Origin of the sequence: Brachybacterium tyrofermentans, from assembly GCF_014897585.1 — a bacterium.
GTDB lineage: Bacteria > Actinomycetota > Actinomycetes > Actinomycetales > Dermabacteraceae > Brachybacterium > Brachybacterium tyrofermentans.
This window is the reverse complement of record NZ_JABUXW010000002.1, coordinates 13,371-27,776: the sequence shown is the minus strand read 5'-3', so window position 1 is coordinate 27,776 and position 14,406 is coordinate 13,371. Positions and strand designations below refer to the sequence as shown.

Here is a 14,406-nt window from a genome sequence, read left to right as displayed (position 1 = left end):
GCGTGCCTCAGGCGTCCTTCTCCCACGCCCCGGTGTCCACGGGCTTGCCGATGAAGAAGGCGGCGAGGACGCCGACCAGGGACAGCAGCACGGGCAGCAGCATGGCATCGGCCATGGCGGAGGCGAAGGGGGCGTGGAGGATCTCGGGGAGATCCGCCGACATCGACCCCTCGCCGGCGGCGGGTGCCTGAGCCCCGGCGTCGCCCATGGTCTCGGCGATCCGCTCGGCGATGCGGTTGTTCATGAGCGTCGCGATCGCGGCGGAGCCCAGCACGGAGCCGATCTGACGGGTCTCGTTGTAGACCCCGGAGCCGGCGCCCGCGAGCGAGGGTGGCAGGTTGCGGGTCGCCGTCAGCGACAGCGGCCCCCAGATGAAGGCGTTGCCGAGGCCCACGAGCACGAACGGCAGCAGGAGCAGCACGATCGAGGCGTCGGGCGTCATGATCCGGGACAGCCAGAACAGACCGGCGGCGAGGGAGACGAAACCGCCCAGCGCCATCCAGCGCGGGTTGCGGGTGACCATCCACTTCCCGACGAACGGGGCGAAGGCGAGGGAGACCAGCGCCATCGGCACGGTCATCAGCGCGGCCTGCGTCGGGGACATGCCCATGACCCGCTGGAAGTAGAGCGTGATGGGGAAGGACAGCGTCAGCACCGTCGCGCCCATCATGGCGATCGCGATGTTCGCGACGGAGAAGTTGCGGTCCCGGAACAGCGACAGGGGCACCAGCGGCTCGCGCCGGTTCTTCGCCTGCCACACGATGAACGCCACCATGATGAGCGCGCCCGCGATGATCAGGCGGGGCACGCTGATCGGCACGTGGGTGTCGAGCGGGCCGATCTGCAGGGAGTCGGTGACCGTGCCCCAGTCGTAGGTGTTGCCCTCCTGGATGCCGAACACCAGCAGGAACAGGCCCGCGGCGGAGAGCACCACGCCCAGCCAGTCGAAGGAGTGGGCACGCCGGGAGAAGCGGGGCACGTTCTTCCAGGCCAGCAGCAGCCCGAGGACGCCCACGGGGATGTTCACGAAGAAGATCCACTCCCAGCCGGGGCCGTCCACCAGCAGCCCGCCGGCGATCGGACCGACCAGGGTGGCGACGCCTGCGGTCGCGCCCCACAGCGCCATCGCCTGCCCGCGGTCCTTGGGGGCGAACATGCGCGTGATCATCGACATCGTCTGCGGGGTCATCATGCCGGCGCCGAGCCCCTGGACCACGCGGGCCACGATGAGCATCTCGACGCTGCCGGCGAGGCCGCACCACAGGCTCGAGGCGGTGAACATGGCCAGGCCCGCCATGTACATCGTCTTCATCCCGAAGCGGTCGCCCAGGCGGCCGGTGATCAGCAGCGGCACCGCGTAGGCGAGCAGATAGGCGCTGGTCACCCACAGCAGCGAGGCCAGATCCGTGCCGAGGTCCGCCTGCATGCGGGGGATCGCGACGGTGACGATGGTGGTGTCGACCAGGATCATGAAGAAGCCCAGCACGATCGACCACAGCGCGGGCCAGGGACGGTCCAGCCGTGGGTCGCGGTCGGTGCTGGTCGCGGCAGGGGCAGGGGCGTTGTGCTCAGTCGGTGACATGCGAAGCCTTCGGCGCGAGGGGGATCGGCGCCCCGACGGGAACGCAGGAGGAAGGCTACGCCGGGGTGCACGCACCAGCGCGCTGCACGTGACGCGCAGGACACGGTGAGGTCGGTTGCCGGGCCCGTCGGTCGACATCCGCCAGGAGATGATCGGCCGGTCAGCCCGCCCGCACGATCCCCTCGCTGATCCTCAGGGCGTTCGCATAGATCGTGAGCACCGGGTTCGCGCCGCCGTTGGTGACGTGCGTGGATCCGTCGGCCACGACGATGTTCCCGTGCCCCCACACCCGCCCGTCGGGCCCGACCACCGAGGTGCCCGGATCGACGCCCATGCGGCAGGTCCCCGCCTGGTGCTGCCCGCCGCTGGGAGGAGTGGGCAGAGCCATCGGAGCCAGCGGTCGCACGTCGATCGCGCCGGCTTCGCGCAGCCAGTCGGCGGCGCGGGCGGAGAGCAGATCCCGTCCACGCAGGTCCTCGGCGTGGAGGCTCCCGGACAGGCGCACGATCGAGCGGCCCAGACGATCCCGTCGGGCACGATTCACCTGCACGCGGGAATCGGCGCTGGTGACCTCCTGGATGGGGCCGACGACCTTGCCCAGTCGCAGCATCGCCCGTTCGATCTGCGGCGAGCCGACGGGGGTGCCGGCGGGGAGGAGCCCGCTCTGACGCAGCTCGCGCTGGGTGCTGGCGGGGGTGGGCACGAACTCGTCGGCCAGGATCCCGCCGCCGATGATGCCCTCGTTGCCGTGACGGTGATCGGTCGTGGAGATGTCCACACCGGGGCCGCGCAGGTCCACCACCTGCTCCGAGAACAGGGCCGCCGCGCCGCCGTAGGCGTGGCCCTGCAGATGCCGGCCCACCTGATCGGTGTCGTTGCCGAGCCCTCCGGGGTGCCGGTCGCTCGCGCTGTCCAGCAGCAGACGGGCGCTCTCGATGGCGCCGGCCGCCAGGACCACGAGATCGGTACGGATCGTGCGCCGCCAGAGAGCGCCGTCGCGCTCGCCGACGAGGTCCACCGCCGTGGCGCGGCCGCCCGGGCCGACGTGGATCCGGGCCGCCTGGGCCGAGGGGAGGAGGAGGGCGTTCCCGGTCGCGAGCGCCGCGGGGAGCGTGGTGTTGTGGCTGCCGGCGCGGGCCCCCACGGGACAGTCCACGCCCACGCACTGCGCGCAGCGGATGCAGGCCGTCCTCCCGTCGCGCTCGCGGGTGTTGATCAGCAGCGGCACCGGCTGGGTGCCCCAGCCCAGGCGCTCGGCCGCGCCGCCCAGCAGGTCGCCGAGCGGGGAGCGCTCGAGAGGCCCCATCGGCAGCGGCGCGCTGCGCGGTCCCTCCCAGGGGTCGGTCGACGGGCCGCCGCTGACGCCGAGCATCTGCTCCACGCGCGTGTAGTACGGCTCGAGCTCGTCGTACGTGATCGGCCAGTCCGCCAGGGAGCTGCCCGCGGGGACGCCGTAGGTGCTGGCCATCGTGAGGTCCTTGGGGCCGAACCGCCAGGCCTGCGCCCCGTACATCCGCGTGCCGCCGCCGATGGTCATCGCGTTGTTGCTCCACAGACCCGCGCCTGCGACGACGTCCCGCCAGGGGCCGTCGCCGATCCGTGCCTCGCGCACCTCGGCGCTCGGTCCGGGACCCGAGTGCGGGAACAGGCCGCTGCCGGAGCGAGGAGTGCGCAGATGATCGATGAGCAGGTCGCTGCGGCGGGGGAGGTCGCCGCGTTCGACGACGAGCACTCGACGGCCCGACCGCGCGAGTGTCTGCGCCGCCATGCCGCCGCCGGCGCCCGAGCCGATCACGATCGCGTCGTACTGCTCGGTGATCGTCTCCGGGGCGGCGAAGGCGGAGTGCTCGAGCAGCAGCGGCTCCTGGCGGTCCGTCCCGGGTGCGGACCAGGCCTCGACGTACGGCGCGAGGTCGGGGCCGACGTTCTCCGGCGTGAGGCCACGGCCGTAGAGCTGATCGCCCACGAGGGCGTGGGCGTCGGGTGCTCCGGCCAGGATCCGCTCGCCCCAGCCGACGCCCTCTGCCTCCGCGTCCCGCAGGGACGCGAGCATGTCCTCGAGGACAGCGGGGCGGGCCAGCGCAGGATCCAGGGCGTCGGTGAGGAGCGAGCGCAGCTGCTCGTCGCGGCCATCGGTCGGCATGGGAACTCCGGTGCTCTCGGGAAGGGGATGCAGCTGATCCGTCAGCTCACCGTAGTCTCCGAGGCCTGCCAGGTTCTGCCGACACGGGTCACGCCAGCCCCGACCGGTAGGCGAACACCACCAGCTGGGCGCGATCCCGGGCACCGAGCTTGATCATCGCGCGGCTCACGTGGGTGCGGGCCGTGGCGGGGCTGAGCACGAGACGCTCGGCGATCTCCTGGTTCGACAGCCCTTGGGCCACGAGTCCCACCACCTCGGCCTCCCGCGCCGTGAGATCACTGATCCGCGGGTGCGGGGACAGGGGTCGGCGCTGCTCGGCGACGAACTCGGCGATGAGGGTGCGGGTGACGCTCGGGGCGAGCAGCGCCCCGCCGTCGACCACGGTGCGGATCGATTCCAGGAGCCGCGCCGGCGGGGTGTCCTTGAGGAGGAAGCCGGCAGCTCCGGCGTGCAGCGCCTCGAACACGTACTCGTCGCGCTCGAAGGTGGTCAGCACGATCACGCGCACGGCGGCGAGCTCGGCACGCGCCACGATCCGCCGCGTCGCCTCGATCCCGTCGATGCCGGGCATGCGGATGTCCATGAGCACCACATCCGGCACGGCGCGCACGGCCTCGTCCACGGCGGCCAGCCCGTCGGCCGCCTCGCCGGCGACTTCGAAGCCGTCCTCGGTCTCCAGCAGCGTGCGCAGGCCCAGCCGCACCAGATCCTGATCATCGACCAGCAGCACGCGGATCATCGGGGTCCTTCCCTCGTCTCGGGCACCAGTATCCGCGCACAGCAGCCGCTGCGCGTACGCAAGGGGACGTACACCGCCGTACGCACGAGAGTCGGCGACGGGTCCGGCGGCGTGGAGGACACTTGCCCCATGAGCGCGCGCCCGGGACCTCCGCATCTTCGCGACGTGCTGCTCGCGCTGCCCGTGGGTCTGCTGGTGCTCGTCTCCCTGCGCGTCGCAGGACAGTGGGGATCGGGCGACGGGCCGGGCAGCAGGTGGGGACCCGCAGGCGACGGCGGGCCGGGCGGCGGGCCCTGGAGCTGGGTGTCCGCCACGGTCCCCGATGGCTGGGCCTACCTGCTCGCGGGCCTCGCCGTGCTCGCGGTCGCGCTGCGCCGCTGGCCGATCCCGGCCTTCGCGCTCGCCATCTGCTCGACCTCGCTGTTCCTGGCGCTCGGCAACCCTTTCGGCCCGATCCTCGTCACCGTGCTGGTGAGCGCCTTCGCCCTCGCCCGCCGGGCGCCGCTGCCACGTTCGGCGATCGCCGCGGGGATCGGGATTCTCCTGCTGCTGGCCCACGCCCTGGTTGCCGCCTCGCCGATTGCTGCGCTCACGGCGCTGGTGAGCGCGCTGCCGGTCTCCGCCTGGGTGGTGGTGCCCTACTGCGTCGGCCTCGCCAGACGCCTCACGCTCGAGGCCCGTTCCCGACAGCGCGACGAGCGTGAACGCACCGCCCTGGACGCCGAGCGGCTGCGCCTGGCCTCAGAGGTCCACGACGTGGTGGGCCACGGCCTCGCCGCGATCCAGATGCAGGCGGACATCGCCCTGCACATCGCCGAACGCCGCCCCGAACAGGCCCGTGAAGCACTGCAGGTGATCAGCCGGGCCAGCGCCGAGGCGCTCGCCGAGCTGCGGGCCACCCTCGCCGCCGTCGCCCCGGAGGCCGCCTCGACCGACTCCCACGCCCCCACCCCGGGAATCGACCGGCTGGAGGCGCTGTGCGGTCGGATGCGCGAGGCCGGGATCGACGTGGAGCTGCAGCTGACCGGGGAGCGTCGGCCCGTGGCACCGGCGGTCGACGTCGCCGGCTACCGGATCGTGCAGGAGTCGCTGACCAACGTGGTCAAGCACGCCGCCGAGCGCAGGGCGACCGTGCACCTGACCTTCCGTGAGCAGGAGATCGAGCTGAGCGTCACCAACGCCGCGCCGCACCTCGCGGAGTTCCGCGACGGATTCGGGATCGCTGGGATCCGTCGCCGCACAGCCGATGTCGGCGGGAGCGTGGAGATCGGGGCCGACGACGGCACGTTCTCGGTGCACGCCGTGCTCCCCGGCTGAGACCCGTCGGCCCCGGCACTGCGCCCGCTGACGTAGCCGCGATGCCGCTTCCGGGCAGATGGCCACGGCGTCGATCCGCAGGAGGGTGGGATCACCATCAACCGAGAGGATCCCTCCCATGATCACCCAGACCATCACCCAGCTGACCGCAGGCGGCCCGTACGGCGACGGCGCCTGGAACGGACCGCACTTCTTCTTCCCGTTCTTCCCGCTGCTCTTCCTGCTGCTCGTCGCCGCATTCATCATCACCGGAGCGGTGCGCCGACGCCGCTGGCACGCGGAGGCTCCCCGCCGCGACGCCGAGTCGACGCTCGGGGAGCGCTACGCCACCGGGGAGATCGACGAGGACGAGTTCCGCGCTCGCCGGGCGGTGCTGCGCGAGAAGACGAAGTAGCGGGACGTCTGCGGACGAATCCAGCAGCGGCCACGGCGTCGCGGGACTCCGAGGAACGGGCGCGAGGCGTCACGTGATCCCCGTCGTGCCGCGGCGCCCGTGCGGTCCACTCGCCGACGGCCGGACTGCTCAGGCCGTCCCGAGCACCCGTTGCAGCACCTCGCCGCCGCCGGCGTCGTCGCTGGTGGGGTCGGAGTATCCGGGTAGGAGCGAGGGGAGGGGCGAATACGATGGCGCGGTGATGATGATTCCCTTCGACTGCTGCGAGCGCTGACCCGGTGTCCGCGAACGAACGGTTCTACAACTGGCCGCCGGTCAAGGGCACGCTCTCCGTGGCGCTCCTGCTCGGAATGGGGTGGCTCGCGCGCGGGATCGACGACCTGGCCATGATCCTGGCCATCGAGGCCGTGATCCTCCTTGCCGCGGTCTACGTCTGGTCGACGACGCTGTCGGGGTTCCTCCGGGACCTGCGACCGCCCGACGGGCCGGACGGCCTGCTCACCGTCGCCTCGCGGCCGCGCCCCCTCGCGGTGGCACTCTCGTGGGCCGGCCTGGTGCTCACGGCGGTCGCGACGCCGATCGCCGGGGCGGCCTTCGCCGGGCCCGCCCCTGCGCCGCTGAGGGCCGTCGTGCTCGCCGCAGCTCTGGCGGGGCTGATCGTCGCCACGGCGCTGCCGAGCCGCAGCCGGAGGAGGTCGGCGCGCGCAGGCGGCATCGGCGTCTCGACGCGAGGCGTTCGAGTGATCTCCACGGAACACCCGGACGAGGAGCCGGAGCCGTTCCCGGAGCTCTCTGCTCGGCGACCGGAACCCGACGAGATCCGTGAGTCGCTGGGCCGCCTCGAGGCGCTGGTCGCACCCGATGTCCGCTGGCACCCCGGGGCGCGCGAGGCCGTGGCGCGATGGATGACCGAGGGGTTCCTGCCCACCCTCGTGGAGACCCGCGCCCTGCACCTGGACGCCGCGTGGTCACCGGATCCGCGCACTCGCGAACCCACTCGAGCAGTGCGGTGGGGGCGCTTCGTACGCTCACTCTGGATGGCGCTCATCATGGCGTTCTTCGGAGTGCTCCTGTTCGGCGCGCTGGTCATGGAGGGAACGCTGCGGGACGGGAACTGGTTCGTGCTCCTCGCCTTCGGGTGGATCCCTGTGGTGGGGGTCCCGCTCTTCGTGGTCCAGGCGATCCGGGCGGTGCGCCGGGAGCGGCATGACGCCGGCGTGAGCCGGCACGGATGGTTCGATGTGCTGCACGATCGAGGTCTCATCCCCTTCGACCAGATCATGGCTCTGCGCACTGCCGAGGACGGCCTCGAGGTGCAGCTGGCCGGTGGCACGCTGATCTATCCGACGCTCGAGGACACGCTCGCCTGTGCACGCCGAGCCGCACGAGACTTCGAGGTGCCGTACGAGATGACACGCCGGAACTCATGAGCATCACCCCGGAGAGGCAGGCCCGAGTCACCCGAGCGACGGCCGTGCTCCTCTCCCTTCTCGCCCTCGCCGCCTGTGCGGGGGCGGAGGCCCCACAGCCGTCGGCCCCGCCGACCGACGCCGCGGATGCTGCGGGCGTGGCGCTCCCGCCGTCCACCGGCGGCTTCGACTACCAGCTCGGCGGGGCCTATGAGGCCGACGTCGCCGTCGTGGTGCGCGACGCGAGCGCGCAGCCGCAGCCTGGCGCCTACAGCATCTGCTACGTCAACGGCTTCCAGACCCAGCCCGACGAGGCTGCCCTCTGGCTCGATCATCCCGAACTGCTGCTGAGCGATGCCGCCGGTGACCTCGTCACCGACCCGGATTGGCCGGACGAGTACGTGCTGGATCCCTCGACCGCTGAGCAGCGAGCAGGGATCCTCGACCTCCTCGAACCTGTTCTCACCGGCTGCGCCGAGTCGGGATTCGACGCGGTGGAGATCGACAACCTCGACACCTGGACCCGCTTCGACGCGATCGACGAGGACGGCGCCCGGAGCCTCGCCGCACGGTACGTCGAGATCGCCCACGCCTCCGGCCTGGCCATCGCCCAGAAGAACGCCGCGGAGATCGCCGGGACGGCCCACACCGAGCTCGGCTTCGACCTCGCGGTGACCGAGGAATGCGGCAGATACGACGAGTGCTCCGCCTACACGGACGTCTACGGCGAGCACGTGCTGCAGATCGAGTACCCGGAGAGCCTCGCCGAGGGCGGGTTGAGCTTCGCCGACATCTGCGCGGATCCGGACCGGGCGCCGCTGACGATCCTGCGCGACATGGAGCTGGTCGCGAGCGGCGAGCCCGGGTACCTCTACGAGAGCTGCTGAAGCCCCCACGGCCGGTAGCTCCGGGAGGGTGGACAACGAGAGGAACGTTCCCGCGGGAACGCTTAAGGGACACGATCCTATAGGTGGACCACCTTCCGATCGCATCGCCCCTACAGCTTTCGGGGGCCTTTCGCACCCCGACACCCTCTGTGCTGGGCATATGCGGAGCGACGCGGAAAGGCGATGAGTGATCTTCTTGACATCGCACACAAGTCCTATAGGATCCATGAGTCGTGTCGTGGAGCACAGTGCGACGAAAAGACCGACGAGGTCTTCCACCCTCCACGGCACCCCACCCTCGATCACTGCTGTCCGAGAACGGACCGCGCCCGCAGCGCGGCATCGCGCCGCGGCACCCTGTCTACGAAGGAGTATTCAGCCGATGACATCGACGTCCACGACGCGAGCGAAACGACCCGCGCGGAAGTACCGTGCAGTGCGCAACATGCGCTATCTGATCCTGGGATGGCTGCTTCTCGCGGGTCTCCTGAACTACCTCGATCGCAGCTCGATCTCGATCGCGGCGCCCTTCATGATGGAGGAGCTCGGCCTCACCAACACCGACATCGGCCTCATGGGGGCCGTCTTCTCCTGGACCTACGCGTTCTGCCAGCTGCCTGCCGGCTATCTCATCGACAAGGTGGGGCCGCGACGCATGTACTTCGTCGCGATGGGCATGTGGTCTGCTGCCACAGCACTGATGGCCTTCGGTCACACCATGGCGCACTTCCTGACCTTCCGCGTGCTGCTGGGCATCGGCGAGTCCCCGAACTCCCCGAACTCGAGCAAGATCGCCACCCAGTGGTTCCCTCGCGAGGAGCGCGGTCAGGCCGCCGGCATCTGGGACTCCGGATCCAAGTGGGGCTCGGCCATCGCTCCGCCCCTGCTCACGCTGCTGACGCTGACTTTCGGCTGGCGCTCGATGTTCCTCATCATCGGCGCAGCAGGTGTCCTCCTCGCCGTGGCGTTCTGGGCCTTCTACCGGGCCCCGGAGGATTCCAAGCACCTCTCCGACGACGAGTACCGCCACATCCTGGCCGGCCGTGACGACGCCACCGAGGAGCCCGTGAAGATCCCTTGGCTCAGGTTCTTCACCTACCCGCAGACCTGGGGCCTGATGCTCGGCTTCTTCAGCACCATCTGGATCTGGAACATCTTCCTGACCTTCCTGCCGCTGTTCCTGCAGAACACCCTCGGCGTGTCGATCGCCAGCACCGGCTGGGTCGCCGCGGTGCCCTACCTGGCGGCAGCCCTCGGTGCGATCTTCGCCGGCCGCGTCACGGTCGTGCTGGCGCGCAGATACAAGCTCAGCTCGATGCTCTCCAAGAAGGTGATCCTGGTGGGCGGCTGCGTCGCGCTCGGCGTGCTCCTGTGCATCGTGCCCTTCGTCCACAACCTCGCCCTGGCACTCCTGGTGCTCAGCCTCGCCCTGGCGATCGTCGCGGCCGCGCAGGCCCAGTCCTGGGCGATCTCCTCGGACATCGTCCCGGACTCCCACGCCGCGCGCTTCGGCGGCATCATGAACTTCGGCGGCTACTTCGGGGGCGCCCTGGCACCCATCGTCACCGGCGTGGTCGTTGATGCGACCGGCTCCTACACCCCGTCGTTCCTGGTGGCCGGCGTGATCGCCGTGCTGGGTGGCGTCTGCTACGGCCTGCTCGTGCGCAAGCCGATCGCCTGAGGACCCGGCCGGCGGGGCGTACCGTATCGGCGTGCAGTTCTCGCTCCCTCTCATGCCTTCGCCCGTCTGCCTCCTGGAACTCGTGGCCTCCGACCGGGCAGGAGCGTGCCGACGATGAGCCCGCGGACATCGATGGGGTGCCTGTCGATCCCGCCGGTGCGCGGAGTCCTCTCCGTGCTGTTCCTGCTCATCCTGGGCGCCGTGCCGTTCGGGGACGGCGACAAGGGAGTCGGGTTCCGCATCGCCGTCACCCTCGTGGTGCTGATGCTGGGCACGATCATCTGGGCGAGCACCCTTACCGGGTTCCACCGGGAGGTGCGGGAACCCCGCCGGCTCGGCGAGGCGGTCATCGTGGCGAACCGTCCTCGTGGCGTCGCGATCGTCGTCTCATGGATCGCGCTCGCTCTGACGGTGAGCGGTCTCGTCGCCGTCGGGATCTTCGCGTCCCTGGACGCGCCGGGCTGGGTGCTCGCCCCCGTGATGCTCACCGTGCTGATCGCCCTCCCGACCGCGACCGCGCTGCCGCGCCTGAGCCGTCTCTACGCGGACGGTGCGGGCGTGGTCGCCGTCTCCCCGTCGGGGCTGACGATCACCCAGGGCCATGACGAGATTCGGCACCCGGTGCCGTGGGAACAGATCGGTGTGGTGCGGCAGGCGCCGTATGCCGCCGCTTTCCTCGGGCGCCCGGCCGACGGGCTCGGCGCGGGGGTGCGCTGGCGCCCCGGGGCGCAGCAGGCCGTGACTCGCTGGGCCGCGGAAGGATTCGCCCCCACAGCCGCAGAGGTCCGTGCCCTGCGATTGGAGGCGCACTGGTCCCCGGATCCGAACGCGCTCGCTCCCTCGCGAAGCAGACGCTGGCTCAACATCGCCAGCCTCGCCTGGGCCCTGGTCGCCTGCATCCTGCTGCTGATCGGCATCCTGGCCGTGATCGCGCAGGGCAGCGATTCGTGGTGGGTCGGGCTGCTGCTGGTGTGGGCCCCGATCCTCGGCATCGCTATCCTCGCGCCCCGCCTGGTACGGGTGCTGCGCACCGACGAGGCCCGCAGCGCGACGATCACTGCGCAGGGCTGGTTCGACATCCTGCACGGCCAGGGCCTGGTGCCCTGGGCGAACATCGAGCGGATCGAGGTGCTCGACCGCCACACCGTCGTGATCACCTGGCCGGATGTTCCGCCGTTCCGCGACCAGGATCTCGGCAACCGCCTGAACCGCCGTCTCGAGATCACGAGCATCGGGAGCCACGGGGCGATCCCGAGCGCCGGGCCCCTGTTCCGCGAGGTCGGCCCGCACAACCTCCCGTACCTGCCCGAGACGCGGGCGTTCGAGCTGGCCGCGGAGGCCGAGAAGGTGGGCGGGGTCGACGTGCGTCGCTCGCCGACGTTCTTCGAGCAGCAAGCCCGACGGTCCGGAGCCGGCTCGCGATCCTGAGGGGCTCAGGGGACGCTGGGCTCCTGGACCGAGTTCTGGTACGGCGTGCTCACTGGATGCCGAGCGTCGCCGCCGTGCACGGATCGGCATCCACGCGGGCACCCCAGATGCGCACCTCGCCCTCGGGCGTGATGGTCACGGTGGCCCCGAGCTCGTCGGTGGTCTTCAGGATGGAGCGGCCGCCGTTCGGCGTCACGCTGTCGATCTCCTCGAAGCCGTACTGCGAGAGCACGGGATTGACGGCTGCGATGCGGGGTCCCCACGAATCCTCGTCGGGCGGGGCGGGGAGGCGCTCCTCCGGGGTCCACGTGCCCGGCGTGTACAGGCAGCTCTCCTCGTCGGCCGCGACCTTGCGGGTCTTCGGGGCGAGCACCCAGGCGGTGCCGTCCAACGCCATCGCCGCCGCGAGCTCGGTGGCGACATCCTCGTAGTGGGACACGGCGCCGTCGGCGGGCAGCGGGGGAGCGGCGCCGGTGCAGGCGGCCAGGGACAGCAGAAGGCCGACGGACACAACATGGGTGAGCCGTCGGCCGATGCTGGTGATCATGGGTCCTCCTGAAGCGGAAGGACCCATCATGTCGCGGATCAGCCGCAGGTGTCGCACACTCCGGTGTACGGCATCGCATAGAAGCAGTCGGGGCAGATCGTGAGCTGCTCCTCGCCCTTGACGGGCACCTTCACGCCGGTCTGCACGGTCGAGAGATCGAAGCCGTGGACCTCGGCCTTCGCGCGGTCCTCCGGGGCCAGGCCCTCCGGGAACGACACATAGCCGGGGTGGATGTACATCAGCGACTTGCCGGCCTTGTCCTGCACGGTGAGGCTGCCGTTGGACTGGGTGCGGTAGAAGGTGTGCGCTCCGACCCGGTCGAAGTTCTCCTCCAGCAGCGTGACGTCGGCGGGAGACCACTCGGTGTTCCAGGCGAGCGCCTCGTCACGGGTCATCCGGCGGCGGGTGGAGGAAAGAGTATTCATACGTCCAGTAGAGCATGCATGTCCAGGGGTGATGACCAGGCAGGTGATGTCCGAGTTGACGGATCGGGGTGCGCGTGCCGCACAGATCTGACCTGGTCAGCTCGCCTGGACCAGCTGTGCGGCCGCCAGGGGCACGAGCAGCGCCGTGAGGTTGTTGAACCCGTGCAGGACCACGCTCGGCCACAGCGAGCCCGTGCGATGGAACAGGAGCCCCGAGGCCAGGCCCACTACGAATGCGGTGGGCAGCACGGGATTGAGGCCATGGGCCACGGCGAAGATCGAGGCACTGAGGACGATCGCGATCCAGGGCCTCATCGTCCCGAGCAGTGCATTGGCGAGCACACCGCGGAAGAAGGCCTCTTCGCCGAGCGGTGTGATGATCGCCCCGGCGGCGAGCGACAGCAGCAGCCCGAGTGCGCCGGCCGCGGCCCCCGCCTGGTAGCTCGACTGCACGTTCTCGGTGAATCCTGTGAGCAGGATGAAGCCGATGGACAGGACCGTGCCGACCACGTAGGCCGCGACTCCGAGACCGGCTCCGGCGAGGAGATGGGGGAGCTTCGCTCGGCGGATGCCGAATGCCCTCAGGCCCCGGATGCGGAGCAGTGCTGCGACGGCGAAGGCGGCCAGCCCCATCGCCCCGGAGACCACGAGCCCGACGATGCCCGCGAGCGCCGGATCGCCGATGCGGGGGAGAGCCACGGCGACGATGCCGAACGCGGCGAGGTAGACGAGGCCGCCGAGGAGGATCTCGGGCCAGCCGGGACGGGTGGGACGCGTCCGCGCGGTGGAGTCCATGCATCCAGTAGACGCTGTGTCCGCACCATCGGGTCAAGAGACGATCGTCGGCAGAACCCAACTGCAGAACAGTATTTGTCATGCGTCATCCCTGGGACAGCGCTTAATGGCTGTCGTGAGCGGAGGGCCGCGCCGCCGGGACCGTTCCTGCCCCGCAGCGAAGGGGCCGGTCACCCGGCGAACCGCTCCAGCAGCTCAGCGGCGACCAGTGACTCCCTGAGCTCCTGCGGCGCCTCGCGGCCGGAGACGGCGCACAGCGCCCCGTAGACCGCGCCGATCGAATCGGTATCGCCGCCGGCCGTGGTGATCGAGTCCATGCCCTCGAGGAACGACTCCGTCGTCTGCAGGGCGTACTGCGCCAGGTACAGCGTGGATTCGCTGAAGCCGGTCGGTTCCATCGTCGGCAGCAGAGACACGTCGACCGTCGGGACCGGCTCGATCCCGTCGCGGGCGTCGTCGAGGATCTCCAGCAGTTGCTGTGCGTCGTGGACCGCCTTGTCGCTGTGGTGGGTGGTGCGCACCAGGGCTTCGAGATGCTCGGCGCCGTTGCCGCGGGCGAAGACCCCGATCGCGACCATGAGGCATGCGTTGCCTGAGGAGGTCGTCGGCGCGGGGTCGACACCGCGCTTCAGGTCCGCGATCGCGCTGCTGGTCTGGATGCCCACGTCGAGCCTCTCGCCCGCCGGGGTGAACGCCCCGCGCTCCCAGTCGATGAGGTTCTCCCGGTACGCAGCGACCGGATGTGAGGGCGCGCGGCGCAGGGCATCGAGCACCATCAGCACGATCTGGGTGTCGTCCGTCCAGGTCCCGTATGGCGCCTCACCGCCGAGTATCCGCACCGTCGGCCGCACCGCCCCCTCCGGGGTGTCGATGGTGAACGAGCTCGAGGACAGCCCCGGCCCCGGATGCAGGCCCAGCTCGTACGGTGCTCCGAGGGCATCGGCGACGGCGACGGTGCTGACGATGTCCAGACGATTCATGGTGCCCACCTCTGCTCGGGAGTTGTGCGGATCGTACGTGGCGGCGGGCTCCCCGTCAGCGCATCGGCTCCACGGACCG

At 70.7% G+C, this 14,406-nt stretch carries 13 protein-coding genes; 6 read left to right on the top strand and 7 right to left on the bottom strand.

From position 1 onward, the window contains the following. Positions 1 to 7: 7 nt before the first annotated feature. The 3 genes from INT49_RS01330 to INT49_RS01320 all read right to left on the bottom strand — a co-directional run bounded on the left by INT49_RS01330 (position 8) and on the right by INT49_RS01320 (position 4,464). Positions 8 to 1,582, bottom strand: coding sequence for a DHA2 family efflux MFS transporter permease subunit (locus INT49_RS01330; RefSeq protein WP_193115925.1), 1,575 nt, complete (start codon positions 1,580 to 1,582; stop codon positions 8 to 10). A 160-nt stretch (positions 1,583 to 1,742) separates the two neighbouring features. Beyond that, complete coding sequence (locus tag INT49_RS01325; RefSeq protein WP_193115924.1) at positions 1,743 to 3,725, bottom strand: GMC oxidoreductase; 1,983 nt, start codon at positions 3,723 to 3,725, stop codon at positions 1,743 to 1,745. 88 nt (positions 3,726 to 3,813) lie between these two features. Further along, a complete protein-coding gene (locus INT49_RS01320) occupies positions 3,814 to 4,464 on the bottom strand; it encodes a response regulator transcription factor (protein ID WP_193115923.1) in 651 nt (216 codons plus the stop codon). Positions 4,465 to 4,593: 129 nt separating this feature from the next. Here INT49_RS01320 and INT49_RS01315 point away from each other — a divergent pair, with 129 nt between their 5' ends. From INT49_RS01315 to INT49_RS01290, 6 genes are all read left to right on the top strand, one after another. After that, entirely contained in the window at positions 4,594 to 5,781 is a 1,188-nt protein-coding gene (locus INT49_RS01315; protein ID WP_193115922.1) for a sensor histidine kinase, read from the top strand. 118 nt (positions 5,782 to 5,899) lie between these two features. Continuing rightward, on the top strand, positions 5,900 to 6,175 hold the full coding sequence (locus INT49_RS01310) for an SHOCT domain-containing protein (protein ID WP_193115921.1): 276 nt from the start codon (positions 5,900 to 5,902) through the stop codon (positions 6,173 to 6,175). Positions 6,176 to 6,453: 278 nt separating this feature from the next. Next, positions 6,454 to 7,605 carry a hypothetical protein gene (locus INT49_RS01305; protein ID WP_193115920.1) on the top strand — a complete coding sequence of 384 codons (1,152 nt, stop codon included), beginning with the start codon at positions 6,454 to 6,456 and terminating at the stop codon, positions 7,603 to 7,605. After that, positions 7,602 to 8,471 carry an endo alpha-1,4 polygalactosaminidase gene (locus INT49_RS01300; RefSeq protein ID WP_193115919.1) on the top strand — a complete coding sequence of 290 codons (870 nt, stop codon included), beginning with the start codon at positions 7,602 to 7,604 and terminating at the stop codon, positions 8,469 to 8,471. Before INT49_RS01305 ends, INT49_RS01300 begins: the two co-directional genes overlap by 4 nt. A gap of 382 nt (positions 8,472 to 8,853) precedes the next feature. Continuing rightward, positions 8,854 to 10,152 (top strand): MFS transporter, encoded by a 1,299-nt coding sequence (locus INT49_RS01295; protein WP_193115918.1) that lies wholly within the window; start codon positions 8,854 to 8,856, stop codon positions 10,150 to 10,152. A 114-nt stretch (positions 10,153 to 10,266) separates the two neighbouring features. Further along, the gene (locus INT49_RS01290) at positions 10,267 to 11,580 is read left to right on the top strand and encodes a hypothetical protein (RefSeq protein WP_193115917.1); all 1,314 of its coding nucleotides are present in this window, start codon (positions 10,267 to 10,269) and stop codon (positions 11,578 to 11,580) included. A 49-nt stretch (positions 11,581 to 11,629) separates the two neighbouring features. Here INT49_RS01290 and INT49_RS01285 read toward each other — a convergent pair whose 3' ends face one another. From INT49_RS01285 to INT49_RS01270, 4 genes are all read right to left on the bottom strand, one after another. Then, positions 11,630 to 12,127 (bottom strand): hypothetical protein, encoded by a 498-nt coding sequence (locus INT49_RS01285; RefSeq protein ID WP_193115916.1) that lies wholly within the window; start codon positions 12,125 to 12,127, stop codon positions 11,630 to 11,632. Between the two features lie 38 nt (positions 12,128 to 12,165). Continuing rightward, complete coding sequence (locus INT49_RS01280; protein ID WP_193115915.1) at positions 12,166 to 12,552, bottom strand: hypothetical protein; 387 nt, start codon at positions 12,550 to 12,552, stop codon at positions 12,166 to 12,168. Between the two features lie 96 nt (positions 12,553 to 12,648). Further along, positions 12,649 to 13,347 carry a CPBP family intramembrane glutamic endopeptidase gene (locus INT49_RS01275; protein ID WP_193115914.1) on the bottom strand — a complete coding sequence of 233 codons (699 nt, stop codon included), beginning with the start codon at positions 13,345 to 13,347 and terminating at the stop codon, positions 12,649 to 12,651. Between the two features lie 170 nt (positions 13,348 to 13,517). After that, positions 13,518 to 14,327 (bottom strand): ADP-ribosylglycohydrolase family protein, encoded by an 810-nt coding sequence (locus INT49_RS01270; RefSeq protein ID WP_193115913.1) that lies wholly within the window; start codon positions 14,325 to 14,327, stop codon positions 13,518 to 13,520. Positions 14,328 to 14,406 lie beyond the last annotated feature (79 nt).